This is a genomic window from Actinokineospora guangxiensis, from assembly GCF_042657845.1.
Lineage (GTDB): Bacteria > Actinomycetota > Actinomycetes > Mycobacteriales > Pseudonocardiaceae > Actinokineospora > Actinokineospora guangxiensis.
Map to the genome: position 1 here is coordinate 763496 of NZ_JBHSKF010000001.1, position 12027 is coordinate 775522.

The window sequence follows — 12027 nt, forward strand, 5'->3', positions numbered from 1 at the left end:
GGCTCGGTTGTCCCGCTCGACCTGCGCCGTGGCGCTGCGCAGCGCGTCGGCGAACTCGTAGGACTGCTCGGGCGTCAGGTAGATGGCGGAGTGGTCGGGATGGACGATCCCGACCAACCCATCGAGGTCCCGACGGAGCAGACGGCCATCGCGTCGGCCTCGGTCGAGATGACCACCTGCCCCGATTTCTCCGAGCAGAGTGGGGCAAGTCCAGCCGTGGCAGCGGCAACAACGGCAACTGTGTCGAGCGTGCGCATTCCGGCGCGCACGCGGGTGTCCGGGACTCCAAGAACGCCGAGGGCCCGATGCTCATCGTTCCCGCTTCGGCGCTGAACGCCCTGGTCAGCAGCAGTGTTACCCAAAGTTACGGGAAAATGTCCGCTCGGCTCTAGCCACGTCCTGTCTCGCGCCTTAACCTCAGGCGCATGGCTCCCGAACTCACCGGTAACAAGCTGGACTACGACGTCGTCGTGATCGGCTCGGGGTTCGGCGGCAGCGTGGCGGCGCTGCGGCTGACCGAGAAGGGCTATCGGGTCGCGGTGGTCGAGGCGGGCAGGCGCTTCGCCGACGACGAGTTCGCCAAGACCTCCTGGGAGCTGAAGAAGTACCTGTGGGCGCCCAAGCTGGGCTGCTTCGGCATCCAGCGCATCCACCTGCTCAAGGACGTCGTCGTGCTGGCGGGCGCCGGCGTCGGCGGCGGGTCGCTGGTCTACGCGAACACCCTCTACAAGCCCCTGAAGGGCTTCTACGCCGACAAGCAGTGGTCTGGCATCACCGACTGGGAGTCGGAGCTGGCCCCGCACTACGACCAGGCCTCGCGCATGCTCGGCGTGGTCACCAACCCGACGACGACGCCGTCGGATGAGGTCATGCGCAAGGTCGCCGCCGACATGGGGATCTCCGAGAGCTACCACCCGACACCCGTCGGCGTGCTGTTCGACAAGCCCGGCGAGGCCGTCGACGACCCGTACTTCGGCGGTGCGGGGCCCGCGCGGACCGGCTGCACCGAGTGCGGCTCGTGCATGACCGGCTGCCGGGTGGGGGCCAAGAACACGCTGGTCAAGAACTACCTCTACCTCGCCGAGAAGAACGGGGCCACGGTCCTGCCGCTGACCACGGTGACCGACGTCCGCCCGGTCGGCGGCGGCTACGAGGTCCTGGCCCACGAGACCGGCCGCAAGCGGCGCGGACGCCGGATCACCGCCGGTCAGGTGGTGCTCGCGGCCGGGACCTGGGGCACCCAGAACCTGCTGCACCGCATGCGCGACAGCGGCGCACTGCCCGCCCTCTCGCCCCGTCTCGGCGAGCTGACCAGGACGAACTCCGAGTCGATCATCGGTGCGGCGCGGTCGAAGGTGGACCGGGAGAACGACTACTCCTCGGGCGTGGCGATCACCTCGTCCATCCACCCCGACGAGAACACCCACATCGAACCCGTGCGCTACGGCAAGGGCAGCAACGCGATGAGCCTGCTGCAGACCATCGCCACCGACGGCGGGTCCAAGGTGCCGCGCATCCTGCAAGCGCTGCTGTACATGCTGCGCCACCCCCTCAAGACGCTCGCGCTGCTGCAGGGCTACCGGTGGAGCGAGCGGACGGTGATCCTGCTTGTCATGCAGTGCTTGGACAACTCCATCACGACGTACCTGAAGAAGGGCCTGTTCGGGCGGCGCAAGTACACCTCGCGCCAGGGCCACGGCGTGCCGAACCCGTCGTACATCCCGGCCGGGCAGCTGGCCAACGAGCTGACGGCCAAGCACATCGGCGGCACGGCGGGCGGCACGTGGGGCGAGGTGTTCAACATCCCGATGACCGCGCACTTCCTCGGCGGCTGCCCGATCGGCGAGTCGCGGGAGTCCGGCGTCATCGATCCCTACCACCGGGTGCACGGCTACCCGGGCATCTCGGTGGTCGACGGCTCGGCGATCTCGGCGAACCTGGGCGTGAACCCGTCGCTGACCATCACCGCCCAAGCCGAACGCGCCTTCTCCCTCTGGCCCAACAAGGGCGAAGCCGACCCGCGCCCCGAACCCGGAGCGGCCTACGAGCGCGTGTCACCGGTCGCCCCGACCGCCCCCGCCGTGCCCGCCGCCGCCCCGGCCGCGCTGCGCCTGGTCGAGGTGAACGGCCAGCCGGTCCGGCGCTGAGTCCATCGCCCCGGGCGTCCTCCCCGCGCTCTCCACAGTTGTCCACAGGCGCGAAACTTCGCCTGGCCGCCCGGCCGACCCGGCCGGCACGGTGGCCTTATGACCGACTCCTTCGCCTCCAGCGGCGACCTCGAACGCAAGACCGAGACCTTCGCCGACCTCGGCGGCGGCGTGTACGCCCTGACCGCGGAGGGCGACCCGAACGTCGGCGCCATCGAGGGCGAGGACTTCCTGGTCTGCGTCGAGGCCAGAGCCACCCCGGTCGCGGCCCGCCGCTGGCTTGCCCACCTGCGCGAGCGCACCGGCAAACCCGTGCGCTACCTCGTGCTGACCCACTACCACGCCGTGCGCACCCTGGGGGCCGCCGCTTTCGACGCAGCGGAGATCATCACCCACACCGCGACCCGCGACCTCATCGAGGAGCGCGGCGAAGCCGACTGGGCCAGCGAACTGGCCCGCATGCCGAGGCTGTTCGAGGACCCGTCATCCATCCCCGGCCTCACCCGCCCCACCCTCACCTTCACCGACCGCATGGTGATCCCCCTGGGCGGCAACCGCGGCGACCTGGTCCTGGCCCACTGCGGCCGGGGCCACACCGCGGGCGACATCGTCGCCTGGCTGCCTACCCGCGGCATCCTCTTCGCAGGCGACCTGGTCGAATCCGCCGCCGCCCTCTACACCGGCGACGCCTTCCACGCCGACTGGTCCACCACCACCCTGGACACCGTCGCCTCCCTCAACGCCACCACCCTCATCGGCGGCCGAGGCCCCGTCGTCACCGGCCCCGACGTCCCCGCCGCCATCACCCAAACCCGCCACTTCCTCACCGAACTCCAACGCACCGTAACCCCGATCCACCACTCAGGCGGCACCGTCCGCGCCGCCTTCCAGGCCGCACACGCGGCCCTGGTCGACCGCTACGGCACGTGGCCCATCTTCGAGCACTGCCTCCCCTTCAACGTCCAACGCCTCTGGGACGAACTGTCCGGAGTGGACTGGCCCACCGTCTGGACAGCCACCCGCGACCGCGAAGTCTGGTCCACCCTGAAAGCCGACACCCAATGACCGCGCCCCTTCCCGCCGTGAGGAGCGAGCGGCGATGAGGCCTGTGCTGGTAGTAGGCGCGGGCCCGGTGGGAATGGTGGCCGCACTGGGATTGGCCAGAGCCGGAGTGCCGGCAGTCGTGCTGGAGGCGGCCCCCGAGCGGACACCCGCGGGCAGCAGATCGATCTGCGTCCAGGGCGACATGCTCGATGTGCTGGAACGGATCGGAGCAGGCTGGTCGGTGGTCGGGGCCGGGGTGACCTGGTACTCCGGCCGGATCTTCCACCAGCACCGCCAAGTCGCCCACCAGGAACTACCGCGCCCGGAGCCGGGCCAGTTCCCCCCTTTCGTCAACACTCCGCAGGACGTGGTCGAGCGCATCCTCGACAACCTCGTCCGCGCGTCCCCGCTGGTCGAGCTTCGGACCGGCCAGCGAGTAGTCGGACTGGCCCAAGACGACGCAGGCGTCACCCTGACCACCGCCACCGGCGACACCTTCCACGGCACCCACTGCGTCGCCGCCGACGGAGCGCACTCCACGGTGCGCCCCCTGCTCGGCCTCCCCTTCGACGGCACGTCCTACCCGGACAAGTTCCTCATCACCGACATCCGCGCCGACCTCGGCCACCCCACCCCGGAACGCCACTTCCACTTCGATCCACAGTGGAACCCCGGCCGCCAGGTCCTGATCCACCCGCAGCCGAACTCGGTGTGGCGCATCGACTGGCAGGTCCCAGCCGACTTCGACCTCTCCGCCGACCGCGCGTCCGGCGCCATCGACACCCGAATCCGGGCCATCGTCGGCAGCACCGACTACGAGATCCTCTGGGCCTCCTGCTACCGCTTCCACCAACGCCGCGTCCCCGCCATGACCGTCGGCCGAGTGCTCCTGGCAGGCGACGCCGCCCACATCATGAGCCCCTTCGGCGCCCGAGGCATGAACTCCGGCATAGCCGACGCCGAGAACGCCGCCTGGAAGATCGCCGCCATCCGCCACTCCTGGGGCTCCCCCACCCTGCTGACCACCTACGACACCGAACGCTCCGCCGCCGCAGCCGAAAACCTCCGCGTCACCACCGAAACCATGCGCTTCCTGGCCCCCACCACCCCCGAAGACCACACCCACCGCACCACCAGCCTCACCCAGGCCCCCACCAACCCCACCGCCCGATCCGCCATCAACTCCGGCCGCCTGTCCGAACCCCACTGGTACCTGACCTCCCCCCTGACCACCCCCGCCCCGCCTTCGGCCCAGGCCACCTTCCCCACCACCCCCAACACCCCCCGCCCACCCCTCCCCGGCGTCCTCTGCCCCGACCTCCCCCTCACCACCGGCCACCACCTCCGCCAGTCCCTCCCCCCAACCCTCACCCTCCTGCACGCCTCACCCCACCCACCACCTTCCGCCGCCTCGTCGGCAGCCGCCGACGCCCCGCCCGCCGCAGCACAGTCACCCGGCTCGCCGCCCGCCGGTCCACCCCCCTCTCCCGCCACCCCACCCCCGAGCGCCTCCACCCCCACCGCCGCAACCAGACCACCGCCAGTCCTCGCGCTCCGGATCAGCGCGGAGGCCGCCGCCGTTCTCGGGCTCGGAGATGACGGTGCCGCGGTCGTGCGGCCGGACGGGTACCTCGCCGCCGTGCTGCCCACAGGGGAGGGGGTGGACGACGCTCTCGCTCGCGCGTGTGGGTGGTCGGCTCAGACCGCTGTGCCGTTCTCCAGATAGCGGGTCTCGCCACGCTCCCACGCCGCCAGTGCCGCATGGACGCGCCGGGACAGGCGTGGCAGGCAGCGGTGGGTGACTTCGGCCGGAGCGGCGAAGCGAGCCGAGCGGATCTCCTCGGGCTGGAGGCGGAAGGAGGTCGTCGGGGGCAGGGTTCCGCCGTCGAAGACGAACAGGACTCGGGCGTCGGACTGCCACGGGGCCCAGTCGACCACCAGGAGTCTGCCGGGGACGATCTCCAGGCCCAGTTCCTCCCGCACCTCCCGGGCGCACCCCTCGGCCGGGGTCTCGCTGCCCTCCACCACCCCGCCGGGGATCTCCCACTCCGGCTTGTAGGTCGGCTCCACCAGCAGGACGCGGCCGTCGCCGTCGGTGAAGAGGGCGCCCGCGGCGGTCAGCGGGCGGGCTGGGGTGATCATGGGCCGCACGATAGGCGACCACAACCAGGCATTCCGCCAATTCGGTGGAACCGGTGCCCGCGCTCAGCAAGTGGTCCCGCTCACGGGCCCGACGGGGTATCCCGGGCGCGACCTCGGCAGCGGTCAAAAGACTGAAGAACTGGCAACAGCCGCGGGTGGCCGCGACGCCCCCGCGGTGGTGAGATCGCCGGGGAGGTGCGGCGTGGGGCTTACCAGGCGGGCGTTTCTGCACGTGGCAGGCGCGACGGGGGTTGCGGCGGCGGTGTCGGCGTGTTCGGGTGGCAGCGTGCCGACGCCCCCGAGCGGGCCGCCCGTGCCCGTCCCGCCGACCACGACGACGCGCGCCGTCGTGCCGCCCGACCTCGACGCGCTGCGGGCCGCCCTCGACGGGGCCCTGGTCACCAGGGGCGAGACCGACTACGACACCGTCCGCCGCTCCTACAACCCGCTGCTCGACAAGCGCGAGCCCCTGGCCGTCGCCAGCCCGAGCACCGCCGACCACGTGAAGGCCTGTATCGAGTCCGCCGCCGCCTCGGCGCTGCCGATCGCCGCGCGCAGCGGCGGGCACAGCTACGCCGGGTACTCCACCCCCGACCGCGGCCTCGTCGTCGACCTCGCCGCCATGGCCGACATCGAGGTCCGCGACGACGGCACCGCCGTCGTCGGCGCGGGCGCGCGCCTGATCGACGTCTACACCGCCCTCGCCGAGCGGGGCCGGATGATCCCCGCGGGCACCTGCCCGTCGGTCGGCATCGGCGGGCTCACCCTCGGCGGCGGTCTCGGCGTGCTCAGCCGCAAGTACGGCCTGACCTGCGACAACCTGGTCGGCGCGACAGTGGTGACCGCCGACTCGCGGCAGCTGGGCGTCTCGGCCGAGGAGGAGCCGGACCTGTTCTGGGGCCTGCGCGGCGGCGGGGGCGGCAACTTCGGCATCGTCACCGACTTCACCTTCGCCACCCACCCGATCCCCGACGAACTTTCCTACTTCCGCCTCGACTTCGCCCCGGGCGCGGTGGCCGAGGCGCTGGGCGCCTGGCAGGAGTGGGTCGCGGGCGCGCCGCCCGAGCTGTGGTCGAACCTGGTCGTCGTCGGCGGGTCGCCGCCGCGCGGGCGGGTCAGCGGGTGCTTCGTCGGTCCGCGCTCGCGGCTGGAGGGCCTGCTCGACGGGCTGGCCGCCACCCCGGCGAACCGGCTGGTCCGCGAGGGCGACTTCCTCGACGTCGTGGTGCACTTCGCGGGCTGCGGCAGCCTCGCGGCCTGCGCGCCGTCCCGCGCGCCGCGCGAGGCCTTCGCCGCCAGTTCCCGGGTGCTGGCCGCGCCCACCGACCCGGGCAGGCTGGTCGCCCAGGTCGACGGCCGCGACGGCATGGACCTGCTGATCGACTCCCTCGGCGGCGCCATCGCCGAGGTCGGCCCCGCCGAGACCGCCTTCCCGCACCGGGAGGCGCTGGCGACGGTGCAGATCTACCAGGAGGCCACCGCCGAGGCCGCCGCGTCCGCCTCGCGCGCGGTCGCCGAGGTGCGCGACGCGCTGGCCCGCGACGGGCTCAGCGGCGGCTACGTCAACTACATCGAGTCCGCCATGCCCGACTGGGGGATCATGTACTACGGCGACAACGTCAACCGCCTGCGCGACACCGCCAAGCGCTACGACCCCGACAACGTCTTCGCCTTCGCCCAGGGCTTGGCCAAGGCCTAGAGGGTCAGCCCGGAGAGCACCACGACCTGGTCCTCGGTGTAGTCGGCCATCGCCGAGCGCACGCCCTCGCGCCCGGTGCCCGAGCCCTTCACCCCGCCGTAGGGCATCTGGTCGGCCCGGTAGCTGGGCACGTCGCCGACGACGACCCCGCCGACCTCCAGCTCCGCCGCCGCCCGGAACGCCACCTGCACATCGCGGGTGAACACGCCCGCCTGCAGGCCGTACTCGGTGGCGTTGGCCTGCGCGAACGCCTCGTCCACGCTGTCGACCACCGACACCACCAGCACCGGCCCGAACACCTCTTCCCGGCACACCGACGCCTCCGGCGGCACGTCGGCGAGCACGCACGGGCTGATCGTCGTCCCCGACCGCTCGCCGCCGACCAGCACCCGCGCCCCACCCGAGACCGCCTCGGCGATCCAGGACTCGACCCGCTCGGCGTTGTCCTCATCGATGAGCGGCCCGACCTCCACGGCCGGGTCGTGCGGGTCGCCCACGACCAGCGCGCGCACCGCCGAGACCAGCTCGGGCACAAACGCTTCGGCGACGTCGCGGTGCACGATGACCCGCTGCACCGCGATGCAGGATTGCCCGGCCTGGTAGTTGCCGAAGGTCGCGATCCGCTTGGCCGCGTGCCCGAAGTCCGTCCAGTCAGGACAGATGATGGCCGCGCTGTTGCTGCCCAGCTCCATCACCACGTGCTTGCGCGGCGCGGAGTCCATGATCCCCCAGCCGACCGACGTGGACCCGGTGAAGGAGATCACCGGCAGCCGGGGGTCCCGCACCAGCGCGGCCATGTCGCGCCCGCGCACCGGCAGCACGGAGAACGCGCCCGCGGGCAGGTCGGTCTCGGCCAGGATCTCGCCGAGGATCAGCGCCGAGAGCGGGGTCGCCGAGGCGGGCTTGACGATGACCGGCGCGCCGACGGCCAGCGCGGGCGCGACCTTGTGCGCGACCAGGTTCAGCGGGAAGTTGAACGGCGCGACCGCCAGCACCGGCCCGCGCGGGCGGCGCAGCACGACGCCGAGCCTGCCTTCGCCGTTGGGGTCGGTGTCCAGCCGCTGCAGCTCGCCGACGAAGCGGCGCGCCTCCTCGGCGGCGAAGCGGAAGGTCGACACCGCGCGGGCCACCTCGACCTCGGCCCACTTCAGCGGCTTGCCGTTCTCGGCGGTGATCGTCTCGGCGATCTCCTCCGAGCGCGCGGCCAGCGCCCGGGACACGTGGTCGAGCGCGGCGGCGCGCACGTGCGCGGGCGTCGAGCGGAACTCCCTGGCCACCCCGGCCGCCGCGGCGACCGCCTCGTCGACGTCCTGGGCCGAGGGCACCGAGACGGTCGCCACGTCGGTGCCGTCGTAGGGGTGGTGCACGTCCAGGGTCTCGGTCCCCGAGCGGGCCGACCCCGCGACCCAGAACGGGCGGGGCTTGGCGGCGGTGTCGAACGTCATGCCCCAACCGTAGGCCGCGCCGGGCGCCGAAGCCCGCCGGAGTTAGGATGGCCGCACGTCGACCGACGTTGGTGGCTAGGGTTCCGCCGCGATGAGCGGGTCTGGTTCGAGCGCCACGGAAAGCCCGCGGGAGCGGGCAGGCATCTCCGGGAGAGAAACCCAGGGAGGGACCGGTCGGCACGCGAACCCTGCGTGCCGACGCGCACGCCCGAACCCGGAGGCCCCATGGCAAGCCCCGACCACCGGCCCGTCCTCGTCATCGATTTCGGCGCCCAGTACGCCCAGCTCATCGCCCGCCGCGTGCGCGAGGCCCAGGTGTACTCCGAGGTCGTCCCGCACACCGCGCCCGTCGCCGAGCTGCTGGAGCGCGACCCGGCCGCCATCGTCCTCTCCGGCGGCCCGTCCAGCGTGTACGCCGACGGCGCCCCGGCGGTCGACCCGGCCCTGTTCGAGGCGGGCGTGCCGGTCTTCGGCATCTGCTACGGCTTCCAGGCCATGGCCCAGGCCCTCGGCGGCGTGGTGGAGCGCACCGGCACCCGCGAGTACGGCCGCACCGACCTCGCCCCCGACGGCGGCGTCCTACACGACGCGCTGCCCGGGCGGCACCCGGTGTGGATGAGCCACGGCGACGCCGTCACCAAGGCCCCCGAGGGCTTCGCGGTCACCGCGACCAGCCAGGGCGCCCCGGTGGCGGCGTTCGAGGACACCGAGCGCCGCTTCGCGGGCGTGCAGTACCACCCCGAGGTCGGCCACTCCCCGCACGGGCAGGAGGTGCTGCGCCGCTTCCTGCACGACATCGCCGGCATCCGTCCGCAGTGGACGACCGCGTCGATCGTGGAAGAGCAGGTCGCGCGCATCGCCGAGCAGATCGGCGACGGCAAGGCCATCTGCGGGCTCTCCGGCGGCGTGGACTCCGCCGTCGCCGCCGCGCTGGTGCAGCGCGCCATCGGCGACCGGCTGACGTGCGTGTTCGTCGACCACGGCCTGCTGCGCTCCGGCGAGCGCGCCCAGGTCGAGCGCGACTACGTCTCCGCGACCGGGGTCAACCTGGTGACCGTGGACGCGCGCGAGCGGTTCATGGACGCCCTGGCCGGGGTGACCGACCCCGAGCAGAAGCGCAAGATCATCGGCCGGGAGTTCATCCGGGTCTTCGAGCAGGCCGAGCTGGACCTGCAGGCCGCCGCGGGCGGCGAGAAGTTCCGCTTCCTGGTGCAGGGCACCCTCTACCCGGACGTGGTGGAGTCCGGCGGCGGCGCGGGCACGGCCAACATCAAGAGCCACCACAACGTCGGCGGCCTGCCGGAGGACCTGGAGTTCGAGCTGGTCGAGCCGCTGCGCGCGCTGTTCAAGGACGAGGTCCGCCGGGTCGGCACCGAACTGGGCCTGCCGGAGACGATCGTGCAGCGCCAGCCGTTCCCCGGCCCCGGCCTGGGCATCCGCATCATCGGCGAGGTCACCGCCGAGCGCCTGGACATCCTGCGCTCCGCCGACGCCATCGCCCGCGAGGAGCTGACCGCCGCCGGCCTGGACCGCGACATCTGGCAGTGCCCGGTGGTGCTGCTGGCCGACGTGCGCAGCGTCGGCGTGCAGGGCGACGGCCGCACCTACGGCCACCCGGTCGTGCTGCGCCCGGTGTCCAGCGAGGACGCGATGACCGCCGACTGGACCCGCCTGCCCTACGACGTGCTGGAGCGCATCAGCACCCGCATCACCAACGAGGTCGCCGAGGTGAACCGGGTCGTGCTGGACGTGACCAGCAAGCCGCCGGGCACCATCGAGTGGGAGTAGACGCGAGAACGGCGGCCGTCCCGGGTGGGACGGCCGCCGTCGTGTGAGCGGGGTGGTGTGAGTGGAACGGGGGCTACTCGCGCTTGCGCCTGGTCGAGGCCGCCAGGAACAGCAGGCCCAGGAAGACCGCGCCGCCCGCGACGATCCAGCGCAGGTCCAGCACGGGCACCCACATCCGGCCGTCGCTGAGGATGAAGGCCGCCACGGCCATCGTCGCCAGGCCGCACACCATGGTGAACAGGTTCGGCTTGCGGTGCTTGGTGCACTCAGCCACGGATGACCTCCACGTTTCCAGGGCCGCTCGTCTCGGCGTGCAGCTCGATCTTCAGGCCGCCGGGCCCGTCGGGGCCGTAGTCGGTCAGCTCGACCGAGGGGGCCGAGCCGCCGCGGCTCTCGTGCAGGCAGAACACCTCGCCGAGACCGCTGGAGCAGCGCACCACCAGGTCGGCGTTCTCCGGGACGATGACGGTCACGTCGCCGACGTCGATGACCGCCTTGGTGGTCACCGAGCCGCTGTCGGGCAGCGCGGTGAGGTCGAGGTCGACCGAGCCGACGTTGCGGGCGTAGACCGGCTGCACCTGCTCCAGCGTGGTCGGGCGGGCCTGCAGGTCGCCCAGGCCGCCCGAGCCCTCCCAGCCGTTGGGCCAGACCACCGTCAGCACGATGCCGACCGCGGCCAGCGGCGCGGCGAGGCCGATCAGGCCCGCGCCGCCGCCGCGGAACGCGCCGAGGAACATGCCCAGGCCCAGCACGCCGAGCACGACGCCGATGATGTGCGGCACGCTCACCCAGCCGCCGAGCACCGGCCCGGCCAGCACGAGCCCGCCGACGGCCAGCAGCGCCACCCCGACGGTGACCAGCCCGGCCTTGGAGCGCTTGCGGACCACCGCGGGCGCGTCGGGCTCCGGCTCGTGCCGGGCGGGCTCGGGCAGGTCCCAGGCGAACGGCGCCGCGCCCAGCGGGTCCCACGCCGGCGGCGTGGGCGGCTGCTCGACGTCGACCGCGTGGTGGCTGTTCATGGGGGCCTCCGACCCGCTGGAAGCACTGGTGGGGCTGCCGCCAGCGGGCGTGCTGGGGGCAGCCGCGCTGGAGCTGGGTGCGCCGTGGGTGGACGCGCTGAAGGTGTCCGTCGGGGCTGCCTGTCCAGGGGCCGCGGCGGGACCCTGGTAGGACTCCCCGGCGGTCTGGTACGCCGGGTAGGAGGGGTACAGCGGGTACCCGGTGGCGTGCTCGGGGGCGTAGGTCTGCTGGGCGGGCGGCTGTGGCACCTTGCCCAGGTGCGAGCGGCCCCGGTGCAGCAGGAACAGTACGCCCGCGCCGACGAGAAGCCCGAAGAAGCCGCCGAAGTCCTTGTCGAAGAACCAGCCGAACAGCGGGATCAGCGCCAGGATCAGCAGGATGGTGAACAGCCCCGACGTGGCGCTGCGGCCCTTGCCCGCCAGCGACTCCACCGGGGAGACCTCGTCGTCCTCCTCGGGCAGCAGCAGCCAGCCGAGCACGTACAGCAGCACGCCCGCCCCGCCGTAGAAGGACAGCACGGCGAACAGCACGCGCGGGATGACGGGGTCGATCCCGTAGCGCTCGCCGATGCCGGCGGCGACGCCCGCGACCTTGCGGCCCCGCCGCGGTCGTCTGGGCCGCGTCGCCCACATGTCTTTGATGGTGTCCTCCACCTGGGAGGACTTCGATGCTCCACTCACGCTACCGAGGATCGCCCCTCGACCCCGCCGCGCGCATCGGGGATCGACCCTGAACCCGATGT

At 72.7% G+C, this 12027-nt stretch carries 9 protein-coding genes and 1 pseudogene; 6 read left to right on the forward strand and 4 right to left on the reverse strand.

The features are described from left to right. Window positions 1-176 precede the first annotated feature (176 nt). From ACFPM7_RS03680 to ACFPM7_RS03695, 4 genes and pseudogenes are all read left to right on the forward strand, one after another. Complete coding sequence (locus tag ACFPM7_RS03680; protein WP_378243861.1) at window positions 177-392, forward strand: DUF397 domain-containing protein; 216 nt, start codon at window positions 177-179, stop codon at window positions 390-392. A 33-nt stretch (window positions 393-425) separates the two neighbouring features. Beyond that, window positions 426-2147 (forward strand): FAD-dependent oxidoreductase, encoded by a 1722-nt coding sequence (locus tag ACFPM7_RS03685; protein WP_378243700.1) that lies wholly within the window; start codon window positions 426-428, stop codon window positions 2145-2147. A gap of 99 nt (window positions 2148-2246) precedes the next feature. Beyond that, window positions 2247-3212 carry an MBL fold metallo-hydrolase gene (locus ACFPM7_RS03690; RefSeq protein ID WP_378243702.1) on the forward strand — a complete coding sequence of 322 codons (966 nt, stop codon included), beginning with the start codon at window positions 2247-2249 and terminating at the stop codon, window positions 3210-3212. Between the two features lie 13 nt (window positions 3213-3225). After that, window positions 3226-4917 (forward strand): annotated as a pseudogene (locus ACFPM7_RS03695) (FAD-dependent monooxygenase); the annotation flags it as partial. Here ACFPM7_RS03695 and ACFPM7_RS03700 read toward each other — a convergent pair. Next, window positions 4890-5333, reverse strand: coding sequence for an NUDIX domain-containing protein (locus ACFPM7_RS03700; RefSeq protein ID WP_378243704.1), 444 nt, complete (start codon window positions 5331-5333; stop codon window positions 4890-4892). The pseudogene ACFPM7_RS03695 and the gene ACFPM7_RS03700 overlap by 28 nt on opposite strands. A 286-nt stretch (window positions 5334-5619) precedes the next feature. Here ACFPM7_RS03700 and ACFPM7_RS03705 point away from each other — a divergent pair, with 286 nt between their 5' ends. After that, window positions 5620-7032, forward strand: a complete 1413-nt coding sequence (locus tag ACFPM7_RS03705; protein ID WP_378243706.1) for an FAD-binding oxidoreductase — start codon at window positions 5620-5622, stop codon at window positions 7030-7032. Here the strand turns inward: ACFPM7_RS03705 and ACFPM7_RS03710 are convergent. After that, entirely contained in the window at window positions 7029-8477 is a 1449-nt protein-coding gene (locus ACFPM7_RS03710; protein WP_378243708.1) for an aldehyde dehydrogenase family protein, read from the reverse strand. The genes ACFPM7_RS03705 and ACFPM7_RS03710 overlap by 4 nt on opposite strands. 225 nt (window positions 8478-8702) lie before the next feature. Here ACFPM7_RS03710 and guaA point away from each other — a divergent pair, with 225 nt between their 5' ends. After that, window positions 8703-10265, forward strand: a complete 1563-nt coding sequence (gene guaA, locus ACFPM7_RS03715; protein ID WP_378243709.1) for a glutamine-hydrolyzing GMP synthase — start codon at window positions 8703-8705, stop codon at window positions 10263-10265. Between the two features lie 73 nt (window positions 10266-10338). On the opposite strand, the gene ACFPM7_RS03720 is transcribed toward guaA, so the two are convergent. Both ACFPM7_RS03720 and ACFPM7_RS03725 read right to left on the reverse strand, forming a co-directional pair. Continuing rightward, on the reverse strand, window positions 10339-10539 hold the full coding sequence (locus ACFPM7_RS03720; protein ID WP_378243711.1) for a hypothetical protein: 201 nt from the start codon (window positions 10537-10539) through the stop codon (window positions 10339-10341). Continuing rightward, window positions 10532-11965 carry a PspC domain-containing protein gene (locus tag ACFPM7_RS03725; RefSeq protein ID WP_378243713.1) on the reverse strand — a complete coding sequence of 478 codons (1434 nt, stop codon included), beginning with the start codon at window positions 11963-11965 and terminating at the stop codon, window positions 10532-10534. The genes ACFPM7_RS03720 and ACFPM7_RS03725 overlap by 8 nt, the downstream gene beginning before the upstream one ends. Window positions 11966-12027 lie beyond the last annotated feature (62 nt).

What these genes read in the sequence shown, in the direction of transcription:
- ACFPM7_RS03710 (WP_378243708.1), bottom strand. Translation starts at nt 8,477, where the DNA reads ATGACGTTCGACACCGCCGCCAAGCCCCGCCCGTTCTGGGTCGCGGGG.
- ACFPM7_RS03700 (WP_378243704.1), bottom strand. Translation starts at nt 5,333, where the DNA reads ATGATCACCCCAGCCCGCCCGCTGACCGCCGCGGGCGCCCTCTTCACC.
- guaA (WP_378243709.1), top strand. Translation starts at nt 8,703, where the DNA reads ATGGCAAGCCCCGACCACCGGCCCGTCCTCGTCATCGATTTCGGCGCC.
- ACFPM7_RS03690 (WP_378243702.1), top strand. Translation starts at nt 2,247, where the DNA reads ATGACCGACTCCTTCGCCTCCAGCGGCGACCTCGAACGCAAGACCGAG.
- ACFPM7_RS03685 (WP_378243700.1), top strand. Translation starts at nt 426, where the DNA reads ATGGCTCCCGAACTCACCGGTAACAAGCTGGACTACGACGTCGTCGTG.